This window comes from Nocardiopsis protaetiae, from assembly GCF_045446735.1.
GTDB classification, from domain to species: Bacteria; Actinomycetota; Actinomycetes; order Streptosporangiales; family Streptosporangiaceae; genus Nocardiopsis; species Nocardiopsis protaetiae.
This window is the reverse complement of sequence record NZ_JBJJBV010000188.1, coordinates 1-13405: the sequence shown is the minus strand read 5'-3', so window position 1 is coordinate 13405 and position 13405 is coordinate 1. Positions and strand designations below refer to the sequence as shown.

Genomic DNA, 13405 nt, shown 5'->3' with positions numbered 1-13405 from the left:
CCCTCCAGCGGGGCGTGGCGGCGGCCCGGCGGCACCCGCCGCAGCGGGGTGCGCGCCGGGGTCGCCACCGGGCGGTACGGGTTCGCCGGCGGGGGCGCGGCGGTGCGCCGGGCGTGCGGGACCGGCCCGCCGGAGCAGATCGGGCGGGGGCAGGCGGCGGGCGGGCGGGCCGGGGGCGGGTCCTGGAGCAGGTTCGAGGGGTGGCACGGGGGTTCGCCCAGGGGCGGGTTCCGGGGCAGGCTCAAAGGCGGGTTCTGCGCCGGGCCCTGGGACTGGTGCCGGGGCCGGCTCAAGGGCGGGTCCTGGGGCTTGCTCCGGCGGGGGTCGTGGTGAAGGTCGGGCGAGTGGGACATGAACGTTTCCCTTCCCGGGGGACGACATCCGGTCACAACCCACCACAGAGCCCCCTCGCGCGGCCCCGCTCCACCTGGCGTACCAGGTTTCGGTTCGGCCACCGCCCGCCCCGCGGCCTGCCCCGACGTCCTCCGCAGACGGCATACTGCCTAAGTGACTCACGCGTACCTTTCCTCCCCCGTCCCGCTGGCGCTCGCCCACCGGGGCGGCTGGATCACCGACGACCAGGGCGTGCGCCGCACCGAGCTGGAGAACACGGCCCTCGCCTTCCAGCACGCCGTGGACCTGGGCTACACGTACCTGGAGACGGACGTGCACGCCACCGCCGACGGCGTCCTCACGGCGTTCCACGACGAGACCCTGGACCGCACCACCGACATGACCGGCGCCATCGCCGACCTCCCCTACCGCGAGGTCGCCCGCGCCCGGGTCGGCGGGCGCGAACCCGTCCCCCTGCTGGAGGACCTGCTCGGGAGCTGGCCGCACGCGAGGTTCAACATCGACCTGAAGGCCGACAACGCCGTCGTCCCCCTCATCGAGGTGCTGCGCCGCACCGGCGCCTGGGACCGGGTGTGCGTGGGCTCCTTCGACCAGCGGCGCCTGGACCGGGCGCGGTCGCTCTTCCCCGAGCCCGTCGCCACCTCCTGCGGCCCCGTGGACGTGGCCCGGCTGCGCGTGGCGTCCCTGTCCCCGGTGCTGCGCCCGCTGGCCCCCCGCGCCCCGCTGTGCGCGCAGATCCCGATGTGGCAGGGCTCGTTCCCGGTGCTCAGCCGTGACCTGATCCACACCGCCCACCGGCTCGGGATCCAGGTCCACGTGTGGACCGTCAACGAACCCGGGGTGATGGAACGCCTGCTCGACGCGGGCGTCGACGGGATCGTCACCGACAACACCACCGCGCTGCGGGAGGTGCTGATCCGCCGCGGCCGCTGGACCGGCGGCGTCGCCAGAGCGCACAACGGATAGGAAGACCCCCACCATGACCGATCCCTCCCCCGAGGCCGCCGCGCATTCCGGCCCCTCCCCCGACCCGGCCCAGCGCAGACGCGAACAGCGCGGCTGGTACCTGTACGACTGGGCGAACTCGGTGTTCATCACCTCGGTGGTGACCGTGCTCATCGGCCCCTACCTGAGCGGCCTGGCCTGCTCCTCGGTGGGCGCCGACACCTCGCAGGCGTGCCTGGACCCGAGCCTGTCCCTGGGGCTGTTCGGGCTGCACCCCAACGCGCTCTACCCGGCGCTGACCACCGCCGCGATCCTCATCCAGATCCTGCTGCTGCCGATGTTCGGGGCGCTGCTCGACCACTCGCAGTACAAGAAGCGGTGGCTGTTCTGGACGGCGTTCGGCGGCTCGGTGGCCACCCTGGGCCTGTACTTCGCCACCAACGGCTACCTGGCCGCCTCGGTGCTGTTCCTGCTGGCCAACCTGCTGTACGGCTTCTCGATCGTGGCCTACAACGCGTTCCTGCCCGAGATCGCCACCGCCGACGAACGCGACCGGGTCTCCGTGGCCGGGTGGGGCATCGGCTACCTGGGCGGGGCGCTGCTGCTGGTGGTGCACCTGGTGCTGGTGATCAACGCCGACGCGCTGGGCATCGGCGCCGGCGACGCCGCGCGCATCGCGTTCGCCTCCTGCGGCGTCTGGTGGCTGGGCTTCACGGTCCTGTCGCTGCGGCCGCTGCGCAACCGGTACGGGGCGCTGGCCACCGGCGGGCCGCCGAGGCTGGGCGCGTCGCTGAAGCAGTTCGGGCGCACGCTCAAGGACATGCGCAAGTACCCGAACACCATCCTGTTCCTGCTCGCGTTCATCTTCTTCAACGACGGGGTGCAGGCGGCCATCCGCTACGCCGCCCCGTTCGCCACCCAGGACCTGGGCCTGGAGCAGGACGTCCTGATCATGACGATCCTCATCATCCAGTTCGTGGCCTTCGGCGGTGCCTTCGCCACCGGGTGGCTGGCCCGGTACCTGGGGTCCAAGAACACGATCCTGGTGACCCTGGTGGTCTGGGGCGGCCTGGTGGCGGGCGCGTACTTCCTGCCCGCGGGGAACGTGCCGCTGTTCATCACGCTGGGCGTGGGCATCGGCCTGGTGCTGGGTGGCACCCAGTCGCTGGCGCGGTCGCTGTTCTCCCAGCTCATCCCCAAGGGGCGCGAGGCCGAGTACTTCAGCCTCTACCAGATCTCCGACAAGGGGTCCACGTTCCTGGGGTCGCTGGCGGTGACCATCGCGGTGTCGGTCACCGGCGGCTACCGGGTGGCCGTGGTGTCGCTGATCGCGTTCTTCATCATCGGCGGCCTCCTGCTGTGGCGCACCCGCATGCGCGAGGGCATCATCGCCGTCGGCAACGAGGTCCCCGCCCGCCTCTGACCCGCCACCGCACCACGAGACGAGGGCCCCGGCACCCGCCGGGGCCCTCCCGTGTGTCAGGAGCAGTCGAAGGCGAACGCGCCGGGGCGGCCGGGGCAGGTGCGGCACTCGAACACCTGGAGCGAGCCCGCGTCGCCGAGCATCAGCCCGGCGGGATCCATCGCGGGCGGGAACCCGTCGTCCCCCGCGGGCGGCTCCGGGTCCTCCAGCGGCAGCCACAGCCGCTCCGATCCGGGGGAGAACTCCCAGGAGGCCACGGTGAGCAGGTGCTCCGCGGTCTGCCCGCAGCCCGCGCAGGCGGGCCACTGCGGTCCCTGGACCCAGCCGGGCCACCCGCCCAGCTTGGTGCCGGGCACCTGCACCAGTTCGTCCAGGTGGTCCGCCGCCTCGGCCGCCACCGCGCCGTGGCGTTCGCTGAGCTCCGCGCACAGCCCCCGGTCCAGCTCCTGGAGGCCGTAGTCCGCGACCGCCTCGGGGTGCAGGACGCACGGGACGGGCACGTACCGCTCCGGTGCGCCCGCCGGAGCGGGCGGGGTGGGGCGCACCTCGCCGACCTCGGCCGCGGTGCGCCAGAACACCCGGGGCTCGGGGCAGGAGAAGCCGTTGTCGTGGTCGAAGGGGCACCACAGCACCTGGAGCAGGTCGCGGCCCTCCGGGAAGGGAACTCCGGGGGCCGCCTCCCGGCGGATCTGCACGATCGGCACCAGAAGCGGCTCGTCCTCCTCCGGGTAGCCGTCGCCCATGTCCTCGTGCTCGCCCGCGCACACCGGCCACGGCTCCTCCGCGGGCCACAGCAGCGGCCCGCCCATGGAGTCGTCCCCGACCTCCGGCTTCCCGGGCCGCGGGTGCAGCCGCACCGCCTCGCGCCGCCACGCCCGCAGCTCGGGGAAGTGCGCCTCGACGTCGATCGGTCGCGGCGGGGTGGTGCGGGTCATGCGCGTCTCCAGGGTGTGCTCTCGACAGCCGCAACGACCCTAGCCCCACCCCCCGACACCCGCCGCAGGTGGGCCCGGGGCGGGGTGTCGGTGGGGGGCGGGATACTGGGGCGCGATGTGAACGGGGGGACGGATGCGGGTGCTGCACGGGGTGTGGGATCGGGACGCGCTGGTCGTGTGGGGCGAGGGCCCCGGCGGCGGGCGGGCCGGGGGGCGGCCGCACCCGTTCGCGCTGGGGCACCGGGAGCTGGCGGCGCTGACGGGTGAAGAGGGGACGCCGAGCGTGCTGGAGCTGCGGCTGCCCGGGACGACGGCCGCGCCGGACCGGTCCACGGAGGCGTCCGGGGAGCCCGCCGCGTTCCACACCTGGACGGTGCCGGGCCTGCGGCTGACCGCGGCGGCCGCCGACCGGCTGCTGGGCGAGCTGCCGGACGGGGCGGGGCCGTCCCTGCGGCACCTGGCCGCGGTGGACGCGTTCGCCCGGGCGCTGGTGGACGCCGGGTGCGTGCTGCCCGACCTGGTCGGCGACCGGGCGCGGTGGCGGCCCGCGCCCACGGCGTGGGCCGAGGAGTACCTGGCCGCGCTCACCGCCTCGCTGCCCGCCTCGGCGCGCGCCCACCTGCCCGGGGCCGACGCCGACGCGGTGGCGCGGGCGTGTGTGCTGGCGCCCGTGGAACTGCTCACCGACGCGGTGGCGCGGCGCACGGCCCGCCCGTCGCCCTCCACCACCCTCAACGGATGCCTTCGGCAACAGGCCTCCTCCGTGCCACGCACCCCGGACGCGCTGCTGGCCGCCGCCCTGACCGGGGAGGACGCGACCCTGGACGCCGGGGTCGCCGCCCGGCTGCGCCCGGCCGTGAAGGAGTGGCGCTCCCGGGTGCGCGGCGCGGGCCGCGCCGGGCTGCTGTTCCTGCTGCGCGAACCCGACCGCGCCACCCCCTGGACCGTCGAGTTCTGGGTGCGCTCGGTCGCCGACCCCGGCCTGCGCCTCCCCCTGGAGCAGGTGTGGTCGGGCGAGGGCACCGCCTGGCTGCCCGCCGACGTGTCGGTGACCGCCCTGGCCGACCTGCGCCGCGCCGCCCGCCACCACCCGCTCATCGGGCGGGCGCTGGGCGACCTGGCCCCCTCCCGGCTGCTGCTGGGCGTGGAGGACGCCCAGCGGTTCGTCGCCGAGGCCGCCCCCGCGCTGGCCGCCGCCGGGTTCGGCGTGGTCCTGCCCGAGCTGCGCAAGGGCCCCCGGGTGGGCCTGCGCATGACCGCCGAACCCGTCAAGGGCCGCAAGGGCGTCGGCGGCATCGGCCCCTCCGACATCGTCGGCGTCTCCTTCGAGGCGGTGCTGCGCGGCGACCCCGACGGCGACACCTCCCCCCTCACCGAGGAGGAGCTGGCCGAACTCGCCGAGCTGGCCCGCCTCAAGCGCTCCCTGGTGCGGGTGCGCGGCCGCTGGACCCAGCTGGACCCCGAGCGCCTGGAGGCCGCCCTGGAGTGGATCTCCACCCGCGGCCGCCGCATGCGCCCCGACGAGGCGGTGCGCACCGCCGTCGGCGCCGGCCAGGCCCCGCCGCTGCCGGTGGAGGAGGTCGTCGCCCCCGGCCCGCTGGGCGCCCTGTTCGACGGCTCGGCCGCCGCCGACCTGCGCCCCCTGGGCACCCCCGACGGGTTCAAGGCCCACCTGCGCCCCTACCAGGACCGCGGCGCCTCCTGGCTGCGGTTCCTGGGCGAGCTGGGCCTGGGCGCGGTCCTGGCCGACGACATGGGCCTGGGCAAGACCGTCCAGCTGCTGGCCCTGCTCACCGACGCCCGCCCGCTGGACTCCGGTCCCACCCTGCTGGTGTGCCCGGTGTCCCTGGTCGGCAACTGGCGGCGCGAGGCCGAACGCTTCGCCCCCGACCTGCGCGTCCACGTCCAGCACGGCCCCGACCGCCCGCACGGCAACGCCCTGGCCCGCCTGGTCGGCCACTGCGACCTGGTCGTCACCACCTACGGCGTGGTCTCCCGCGACACCGACGAGCTGGCGGGCCTGCCCTGGCAGCGGGTGGTCTGCGACGAGGCCCAGGCCCTGAAGAACCACGACACCCTCCAGGCCAGGGCGGTGCGCTCCCTGCCCGCCCGCACCCGCATCGCGCTCACCGGCACCCCGGTCGAGAACGACCTGGAGGAGCTGTGGTCGATCATGGACTTCGCCAACCCGGGCCTGCTCGGCTCGGCGGCCGCCTTCCGCGAGGCCGTGGCCGGGGAGGACGGCCCCGACACCGCCCGGGTGCGGCGGATGACCGGCCCGTTCGTGCTGCGCCGCCTCAAGACCGACCGGTCGATCATCGCCGACCTGCCGGAGAAGGTGGAGATGCGCACCTGGTGCACCCTCACCCCCGAGCAGGCGTCCCTGTACAAGGCGGTCGTGGAGGAGATGACCGAGCGCCTGCGCGAGGCCGACGAGCGCGAGCGCAAGGGCCTGGTGCTGGCGACCATGACCCGCCTCAAGCAGATCTGCAACCACCCCGCCCAGTTCCTGGGCGACGGCTCGGCGCTGGCCGGCCGCTCGGGCAAGCTGGACCGGCTGGAGTCGATCCTGGGCGAGGCCGCCGCCGAGGGCGACAAGGCCCTGTGCTTCACCCAGTACGCCCGCTTCGGCGACCGGCTGGCCCCCTACCTGCGTTCGCGGCTGGGGGTGCCGGTGCTGTGGCTGCACGGCGGCACCCCGCGCGCCGAACGCGAGGAGCTGATGCACCGCTTCCAGACCGCGGACGGCCCGGCGGTGTTCCTGCTCTCGCTCAAGGCGGCGGGCACCGGCCTCAACCTCACCGCCGCCAACCACGTGGTGCACGTGGACCGGTGGTGGAACCCGGCGGTGGAGGACCAGGCCACCGACCGGGCGTTCCGGATCGGGCAGCGGCGCGACGTGCAGGTCCGCAAGATGGTGTGCGTGGGCACCGTGGAGGAGCGGGTGGACGAGATGATCGAACGCAAGAGCGCCCTGGCCCGGGGCGCGGTGGCCACCGGCGAGGCGTGGCTGGCCGGCCTGTCGGTGGACGACCTGCGCGAGGTCGTGCGCCTGGCCCCGGAGGCGGTGGCGTGAGCTGGTCGGAACAGGTGGGGCGGTGGCTGGGCCCGCTGGTGCCGGGCCCGGTGGACCGGCTGTCGGTGCGCCCGGGCGAGGTGACCGCGCGGGTGGCCGGGTTCGAGGTGAGCCTGATCCGCGCCGTGCCCGACGACGCCCTGTGGGACCGGGTGTGCGCGGCCCTGGCCTCCCAGGAGATGTTCCGGGCCCGGGTGGTGGCCGGGGAGCTGCCGGTGCCGGTGGGGCGGGTGTGCACGATGTTCGGGGTGGACCTGGTGCCCCGGGGCTGGGACGCCCTGGTGGCCACCTGCTCCTGCGACCGCTGGGACGGGGTGTGCGCGCACCTGCGGGCGGCGGCCGCCGCCCTGGCCGCGCAGGCCGACCGGGACCCGTTCGCGCTCACCCGGTGGGCGGGCCTGGACAAGGGCGCGCTGCGCACCCGCGTGATGGCGGCCGGGCACATAAAAGGACCTTCGGTCCCAGAGGAGACAGCCCGGGATAATGCCTCCGAGGCGATAATCGAAGACGACACCGACCCCACCGATCACGCGCCGGACTCCGCGGCGGCGTTCTGGTCGGCGCCTTCCCCGCCCGGGCCTGTGGATATACCCTCGGGTTCCGGAGACCGCGTCAGGGCCGCCGCTCCGGGCGCACTGGCCGACGAACTGCCGCCATTCCCGCGCCCGGGAACATGAACACGGGCCGATCGAATACGCGATTTGCGATTTCCTCGGGAAAACGCCGGTGGGAAGGGACCCGGGCGGTTACGATTCGGCTGAAGATCACGTCGCACGACGTGGCGGATTCCCGTACGGGAAAACGGGAACCGGTCCCGGCGCGCACGGCTGGCGCCGCCCGAGCACAGGAGGTCGACGATGCCGGTCCGCAGCCCCGCGCCGTGCGGCCTCCGCCCCTTCCACCCGGGCCCTCTCTTCCTCACCGCCGCCCCGCACGCGACGACCGCACCCACACGACGAAGGAGGCAGGGGCGCCCTCTGCCCGGCGGTGTCCGCCGGGTGCCGCCCCGGACCGCACATGGCCGACCGCTTCCCCCCCGACATCGACATGGAGACCCCCAGTGTCGCCCGCATGTACGACTACCTGCTCGGCGGCAAGGACAACTTCGAGGTGGACCGCAAGGCCTGTGACGTCCTGCTGGCCCAGGTCCCGGAGTTCCTGACGCTCTCCCACCAGAACCGGGCGTTCCTGACCCGGGCGGTGGAGTACGCGGCCGGGCGCGGCATCGACCAGTTCCTCGACCTGGGCGCCGGGCTGCCCACGGCGGACAACACCCACCAGGTGGCCCAGCGGGTCCGCCCCGACGCGCGGGTGCTGTACGTGGACCACGACCCGATCGTCATCGCCCACGGCCGGGCGCTGCTGACGGGCGGGCGCAACGCGGACTTCCTGCGGGCCGACATCTCCCAGGGGGTGGAGTCCGTCCTGACCGCGCCGCTCACCCGCGACCTGCTGGACACCGACCGGCCGCTGGGCGTCATGCTCGTGTCGATGCTGCACTGCATCCCCGACAGCGCCGACCCGTTCGGCATGGTGGCCGGGCTGATGGAGCGCATGGCGCCGGGGTCGGTGCTGATCTACTCGCACATCGTGTCCGACGACGCCGAGACCGCCGCGTGGGTGACGGACAAGATGCTGTCCTTCGGCACCCCGTGGGGCCGGGTGCGCTCACCCAAGGAGGCCGCGGTGGCGTTCGAGGGGCTGGAGAAGGTGAGCGCCTGGGCCGACGACCGCGACGAGGAGCCGCGGGCGGTCGACTGCGCGAGCTGGCGCCACCCGGAGATCGCGCCCCGGACCCGGCCGGGCGACCTGACGGTCAAGCTGTGGGAGTACTCGGGGGTGGCGGTCAAGGCGTGAGGCAGGGGCCCCGCCGCGGCACCGCGGCGGGGCCCGCCAGACGGTCTTCCGGTGTGCCGTCCTCCGACCCCTTGCCCTCGTGCCCTCAGGCGGAGAAGTGCCGGGTGAGCAGGGTGTTCACCTCGTCCGGCCGCTGCCACGACACCAGGTGCGCGGTGTCGGGCAGGGTGGTGTACCGGGCGCCGGGGATGAGCCGGGCGATGAGGTCCGCGTGCCGGGCGGGCGGGGTGGAGGGGTCCTCGGCCCCGGCCACGACCAGGGTGGGCGCGGTGACGCCGGGCAGGTCCTCGCGCACGTCGTAGTCGGCGATGGCCGCGCAGCAGCCCGCGTAGCCCTCCGGGTCGGTGGCGGCGATCTGGTCGCGCAGGACGGCGACGTCGCCGGGGTGCGCCTCGGCGAAGGCCGGGGTGAACCAGCGGCCCACGACGGTGTCGGCGAGGGCACCGGTGCCCCGGGCGCGCACCAGGTCGGCGCGTTCGTGCCAGGGCCCGGCCGGGCCGGCGTAGGGCGAGGTGGCCAGCAGGGCCAGGCGGTCCAGCCGGTCGGCGTGGTGGACCGCCAGCCACTGGCCCACCATGCCGCCCAGGGACAGGCCGGCGTAGTGGGCGCGTTCGATGCCCAGGCGGTCCAGCAGCGCCACCACGTCCCCGGCCAGGTCGGCCATGGCGTAGGGGCCCGCCGGGACCGGGGAGCGGCCGTGGCCGCGGTGGTCGAACCGGATCACCCGGAACACCGTGGACAGCGCCGCGGCCTGCGGCTCCCACATCGCGGTGGTGGTGCCCAGCGAACCGCCCAGCAGCAGCGGCGGTGCGTCGGCGGGTCCGCTCTCGACGTGGTGCAGGTCGACGCTCACGGGTCCGGTGTCCCCTTTCGTGGCGGTTCCAGGTGCGTGGCCATCATCGCAGCGGCCGCACGGGTGCCGGGGCACCGGCACGGATGTGCGGTATGAGAACATCTCCGGGGGCCCTGTCGCCCGCCCCGGCCCCTTTTCTCGTGTCCCCGTCGCCAGGAAGAGCAGATGCCCACCGAAGACGAACCGGAACGCGGCGCCCACTTCGTGCAGTCGCTGGAGCGCGGCCTGCTGGTGATCCGGGCGTTCTCCGCCGAGCGCCCGTCGATGACCCTGAGCGACGTGGCCCGCGAGACGCGGCTGACCCGGGCGGCGGCCCGCCGCTTCCTGCTGACCCTGGCCGACCTGGGGTACGTGCGCACCGACGGGCGGCTGTTCTCGCTGACCCCGCGGGTGCTGGAGCTGGGGTACGCCTACGTGGCCTCGGCCGGGCTGCCCGACGTCTCCCAGCCGCACCTGGAGGACCTGTCGGCGCGGGTGCACGAGTCGGCGTCGGTGTCGGTGCTGGACGGCGACGACGTCCTGTACGTGGCGCGGGTGGCGACCTCGCGCATCATGACCGTGTCGATCCGGGTGGGCACCCGGTTCCCGGCGGTGGCCACGTCGATGGGGCGGGTGCTGCTGGCCGACCGCGACGAGGCCGAGATCGAGGCGTTCCTGGGCCGGGTGCGCCTGGAGCCGCTGACCCGGTTCACCGTCACCGACCCCGCGCGGCTGCGCGCCGAGCTGCTGCGGGTGCGCGAGCAGGGGTACGCGATCGTGGACCAGGAGCTGGAGGAGGGGCTGCGCTCGCTGGCCGCCCCCATCCGCGACACCACGGGCCGGGTGATCGCGGCCGCGAACGTGTCGGCGCAGGCCAACCGGTCCTCCATCGAGGACGTGCGCCGCGACCTGCTGCCCGCCCTGCTGGAGGCGACGGCGCGCATCGAGGCGGACCTGGCGTCGGTGTCCCGCCGCGACGCGGGCCTGTGACCCGCCGCCGGTGAGCCCCGCGGCGGGGCCGGTTCAGGTCAGCCAGCCCGGGCGGACCACACCGGTCTCGTAGGCGATCACCACCAGCTGGGCGCGGTCGCGGGCGCCGAGCTTGGTGAGCACCCGGCTGACGTGGGTCTTGGCGGTGGCCGGGGAGACCACCAGGCGGCGGGCCAGCTCCTCGTTGCTGAGCCCGGCGGCGACGGCGGCCAGCACCTCGCGCTCGCGTTCGGTGAGCCCGGCCAGCCGGGTGGTGGGCGGCGGCTCCTTGATCCGGTCGGCGAACTCGGAGATGAGCCTGCGGGTGACCGCGGGGGCCAGCAGGGCGTCGCCCCGGGCGGCCACCCGCACGGCGTGCAGCAGCTCGGCGGGCTCGGTGTCCTTGAGCAGGAAGCCGCTGGCCCCGGCGCGCAGCGCCGCGTACACGTACTCGTCGAGGTCGAACGTGGTGAGGATGACGACCCGCGTCCCCGCCAGCGCCGGGTCGGCGGCGATCCGGCGGGTGGCCTCCAGCCCGTCCGTGCCGGGCATGCGGATGTCCATGAGCACCACGTCGGGGCGGGCGCGCGCGGCGGCCTCCACCGCCTGTGCCCCGTCCCCGGCCTCGGCGACGACCCGCAGGTCGGGCTCGCCCTCGATGATGGAGCGGAATCCGGCCCGCACCAGGGTCTGGTCGTCGGCGATGAGCACGTCGATGCCGTCGGGGTGGGTGTCGGGCACGGTCGCGGGTCCTCTCCGGGGGCGGTCAGGTCCGTCGGTCCACGGGCAGGCGGGCCCGCACCCGGAAGCCGCCCCGGGCCCGGGGCCCGGCCTCGAAGGTACCGCCCAGGGCGGTGGCGCGCTCGCGCATTCCGAGCAGGCCGTTGCCCTCGGCCACTTCACCCGGCTCCCCCGTTCCGCCGGCGGCCGGGCCGTCGTCGGCCACCTCGACGGTGACCGCGTCCGGCTCCACGGTGAGGGCGACCTCCACGGCGGTGGCGCCGGAGTGGCGGCGCACGTTGGTGAGCGCCTCCTGCACGATCCGGTACAGGGCGGCCCCCGTCGGCGCGGGCAGCGCGGGCATGTCCCCGGGGCCGTCGGCGGGTGCGCCGTCCACGGTCAGGCGCACCGGCGGGCCGCCGTCGGCGGCGGTGCGCACCAGGTGGGGCAGCCGGTCGGCGCCGGGGACCGGCGCGTTGCCCTCGGCCTCGTCGACCTGGCGCAGCACCCCCAGGGTGGCGCGCAGCTCGCGCAGGGTGTTCTTGGTGGTGGCCTTGATGGCCTCCAGCGCCTCCAGGGCCTGCTCGGGATCGCGGCGGTGCACGGCCGCCGAGGCCTGCACGTTGACCAGGGAGATGTCGTGGGCGATGACGTCGTGGAGTTCGCGGGCGATGCGCAGCCGCTCCTCGGTGGCGCGGCGGCGGGCCTCCTCCTCGCGGGTCCGCTCGGCCTCCAGGGCGCGTTCCTGGGCGGCGCGCAGGTGGGCGGCGCGCTGGTGCAGGACCGCGGCCACCGCCGCGATCGCCACCGTCCAGGCCAGCACCAGCAGGGCCCGCCAGGGGTTGAACGCGAACGCCTCGGCGACGGCGAACAGCCCCAGCGCCACCCCGACGGTCACCACGGGCGCGGACCGCAGCCCCACCGCGGCCATGCGCAGCACCGCGACCAGCAACAGCAGCCAGGCCGCCCAGGTGTCGGCGGTCCCGGCCACGTAGTAGACGGGCAGGGCCAGCCCCACCGCGACGGCGGTGACCAGGGGCCGGCGGCCGACCAGCGCCAGGGAGGCGGCGCCCAGGGCGAGCACCGCCAGGGACTGCGGCTCGGGCGTCGATCCGCGCTCCAGGGAGACGAACACCTCGGCGCCGACCAGGGCCAGTGCGGTCACGGCCGCGATGGCGGCGTCCGCGGCCGTCCCGAAGACGCGTTCGCCGGTGTCCCGCCGCCGTGTCATACGTCCTGCCGCCCCCTGCGCGCCACCAGTAGCGGCCCGCCCACCAGTCCGGCGGCGGCGCCCACCACGATGAGGTACTTGATGCCGCGGGCCCACGAGGGCGGGTCCCCGCCGCTGAGCAGGAGCAGTGAGATGGCGACCACCTCCGACAGGACGAATCCGGCGATCGTGCCGACGACCAGGCCGAGCAGGGACGCTCCGAGCGCCTTCCAGCCGTTCATGGGCCTCTTCCCTTCCTTCTTGTACCACGGAACCCCCTCATCCTGCGGGGGCGGAAGGGCGCGCGGCATCGGCCGCGGGTGGACACCCGGCGTCCGCCGGGGGATGTACGCGGCCCGGGGCGGCTACGCCCGGCGGCGGGCGCGGTGGCGGCGCACGGCGTCGCGGTTGCCGCAGGCGGGCGAGCAGTACCGCTGGCGGCCGTTGCGGGAGAAGTCGGCGAAGACGCGGGCGCAGTCGGGCGCGGCGCACCGGCCCAGCCGGTCCATGCCCCGCCCGGTCAGGTGCAGGGCGGTGCCCACGGAGACGAGCACGGCGATCTGGCGGTGGGCGGGCAGGCCGTCGGGGCGGTAGTGCAGGTGCCAGCCGTCGCCGGTGTGGTCGGTCAGGCGCGGCGCGGACGCGAACTCGACGAGCAGCGGGTTGAGGCGGGCGGCCCGCTCCGGGGGGTCGGCGGCGTCGACCACCGCGGTCCACCGCTCCAGGAAGGCGCGGACCCGGTCGAGGTCGTCGGCGCCGACCTCGCGTTCCAGGACGAATCCCACCTCGGCGCAGCGCCGGGCGAGGTCGGCCACGTCCTCCGGGGGCCGGTTGACCAGGTCGACGGCCAGTCCCACCGGATCACGACCGTAAGGGTTGATATACATAATGCCATTACATCAGACTGGGGGCATGCGTACCGAGCACGAACACCACTGGACCACCGAATCCGCGCACGCCACCAGCGAGGGCCTGGTCTCCTACCAGCACTGCGCCTGCGGCCGGCGCCGCGTCACCCTGGCCCCGGCCGTCCCCGTGGCCGCCACCGCCTCCCGCTGACCCCGCGCCCCCCTTTTTTCCGAAC

13 protein-coding genes and 1 pseudogene are annotated in these 13405 nt (G+C 75.1%); 7 read left to right on the top strand and 7 right to left on the bottom strand.

From position 1 onward, the window contains the following. Positions 1 to 245 (bottom strand): annotated as a pseudogene (locus tag ACJOT3_RS24505) (hypothetical protein); the annotation flags it as partial. 262 nt (positions 246 to 507) lie between these two features. On the opposite strand from ACJOT3_RS24505, the gene ACJOT3_RS24500 reads away from it, so the two are divergent. Both ACJOT3_RS24500 and ACJOT3_RS24495 read left to right on the top strand, forming a co-directional pair. After that, positions 508 to 1320, top strand: a complete 813-nt coding sequence (locus ACJOT3_RS24500; protein WP_406975450.1) for a glycerophosphodiester phosphodiesterase family protein — start codon at positions 508 to 510, stop codon at positions 1318 to 1320. A 13-nt stretch (positions 1321 to 1333) separates the two neighbouring features. Continuing rightward, on the top strand, positions 1334 to 2722 hold the full coding sequence (locus tag ACJOT3_RS24495; RefSeq protein ID WP_406975449.1) for an MFS transporter: 1389 nt from the start codon (positions 1334 to 1336) through the stop codon (positions 2720 to 2722). 56 nt (positions 2723 to 2778) lie between these two features. Here ACJOT3_RS24495 and ACJOT3_RS24490 read toward each other — a convergent pair whose 3' ends face one another. Then, on the bottom strand, positions 2779 to 3657 hold the full coding sequence (locus ACJOT3_RS24490; protein WP_406975448.1) for a DUF1963 domain-containing protein: 879 nt from the start codon (positions 3655 to 3657) through the stop codon (positions 2779 to 2781). A 133-nt stretch (positions 3658 to 3790) separates the two neighbouring features. Here ACJOT3_RS24490 and ACJOT3_RS24485 point away from each other — a divergent pair, with 133 nt between their 5' ends. From ACJOT3_RS24485 to ACJOT3_RS24475, 3 genes are all read left to right on the top strand, one after another. Continuing rightward, positions 3791 to 6733, top strand: coding sequence for an SNF2-related protein (locus tag ACJOT3_RS24485; protein WP_406975447.1), 2943 nt, complete (start codon positions 3791 to 3793; stop codon positions 6731 to 6733). Continuing rightward, positions 6730 to 7410 (top strand): hypothetical protein, encoded by a 681-nt coding sequence (locus ACJOT3_RS24480; RefSeq protein ID WP_406975446.1) that lies wholly within the window; start codon positions 6730 to 6732, stop codon positions 7408 to 7410. The genes ACJOT3_RS24485 and ACJOT3_RS24480 overlap by 4 nt, the downstream gene beginning before the upstream one ends. 340 nt (positions 7411 to 7750) lie before the next feature. Next, positions 7751 to 8590, top strand: a complete 840-nt coding sequence (locus tag ACJOT3_RS24475; RefSeq protein ID WP_406975445.1) for an SAM-dependent methyltransferase — start codon at positions 7751 to 7753, stop codon at positions 8588 to 8590. Positions 8591 to 8675: 85 nt separating this feature from the next. Here ACJOT3_RS24475 and pcaD read toward each other — a convergent pair whose 3' ends face one another. Next, complete coding sequence (gene pcaD, locus ACJOT3_RS24470) at positions 8676 to 9443, bottom strand: 3-oxoadipate enol-lactonase (RefSeq protein WP_406975444.1); 768 nt, start codon at positions 9441 to 9443, stop codon at positions 8676 to 8678. Positions 9444 to 9608: 165 nt separating this feature from the next. Between pcaD and ACJOT3_RS24465 the strand changes: the two genes are divergently transcribed. Next, positions 9609 to 10412 (top strand): IclR family transcriptional regulator domain-containing protein, encoded by an 804-nt coding sequence (locus ACJOT3_RS24465; RefSeq protein WP_406975443.1) that lies wholly within the window; start codon positions 9609 to 9611, stop codon positions 10410 to 10412. Positions 10413 to 10445: 33 nt separating this feature from the next. Here ACJOT3_RS24465 and ACJOT3_RS24460 read toward each other — a convergent pair whose 3' ends face one another. From ACJOT3_RS24460 to ACJOT3_RS24445, 4 genes are all read right to left on the bottom strand, one after another. Continuing rightward, a complete protein-coding gene (locus ACJOT3_RS24460) occupies positions 10446 to 11132 on the bottom strand; it encodes a response regulator (protein WP_406975442.1) in 687 nt (228 codons plus the stop codon). 25 nt (positions 11133 to 11157) lie between these two features. Next, positions 11158 to 12342 carry a sensor histidine kinase gene (locus ACJOT3_RS24455; protein ID WP_406975441.1) on the bottom strand — a complete coding sequence of 395 codons (1185 nt, stop codon included), beginning with the start codon at positions 12340 to 12342 and terminating at the stop codon, positions 11158 to 11160. After that, the gene (locus ACJOT3_RS24450) at positions 12339 to 12563 is read right to left on the bottom strand and encodes a DUF5957 family protein (protein WP_406975440.1); all 225 of its coding nucleotides are present in this window, start codon (positions 12561 to 12563) and stop codon (positions 12339 to 12341) included. The genes ACJOT3_RS24455 and ACJOT3_RS24450 overlap by 4 nt, the downstream gene beginning before the upstream one ends. A gap of 123 nt (positions 12564 to 12686) precedes the next feature. Further along, complete coding sequence (locus tag ACJOT3_RS24445) at positions 12687 to 13208, bottom strand: CGNR zinc finger domain-containing protein (protein ID WP_406975439.1); 522 nt, start codon at positions 13206 to 13208, stop codon at positions 12687 to 12689. A 25-nt stretch (positions 13209 to 13233) separates the two neighbouring features. Here ACJOT3_RS24445 and ACJOT3_RS24440 point away from each other — a divergent pair, with 25 nt between their 5' ends. Beyond that, a complete protein-coding gene (locus tag ACJOT3_RS24440; RefSeq protein WP_406975438.1) occupies positions 13234 to 13380 on the top strand; it encodes a hypothetical protein in 147 nt (48 codons plus the stop codon). Positions 13381 to 13405 lie beyond the last annotated feature (25 nt).

Bases quoted from the DNA above. Each gene is read 5' to 3' on its own strand.
- ACJOT3_RS24495 (WP_406975449.1), top strand. From the start codon at position 1,334: ATGACCGATCCCTCCCCCGAGGCCGCCGCGCATTCCGGCCCCTCCCCC.
- ACJOT3_RS24490 (WP_406975448.1), bottom strand. From the start codon at position 3,657: ATGACCCGCACCACCCCGCCGCGACCGATCGACGTCGAGGCGCACTTC.
- ACJOT3_RS24485 (WP_406975447.1), top strand. From the start codon at position 3,791: ATGCGGGTGCTGCACGGGGTGTGGGATCGGGACGCGCTGGTCGTGTGG.
- ACJOT3_RS24475 (WP_406975445.1), top strand. From the start codon at position 7,751: ATGGCCGACCGCTTCCCCCCCGACATCGACATGGAGACCCCCAGTGTC.
- ACJOT3_RS24465 (WP_406975443.1), top strand. From the start codon at position 9,609: ATGCCCACCGAAGACGAACCGGAACGCGGCGCCCACTTCGTGCAGTCG.
- ACJOT3_RS24455 (WP_406975441.1), bottom strand. From the start codon at position 12,342: ATGACACGGCGGCGGGACACCGGCGAACGCGTCTTCGGGACGGCCGCG.
- ACJOT3_RS24450 (WP_406975440.1), bottom strand. From the start codon at position 12,563: ATGAACGGCTGGAAGGCGCTCGGAGCGTCCCTGCTCGGCCTGGTCGTC.
- ACJOT3_RS24445 (WP_406975439.1), bottom strand. From the start codon at position 13,208: ATGTATATCAACCCTTACGGTCGTGATCCGGTGGGACTGGCCGTCGAC.
- ACJOT3_RS24440 (WP_406975438.1), top strand. From the start codon at position 13,234: ATGCGTACCGAGCACGAACACCACTGGACCACCGAATCCGCGCACGCC.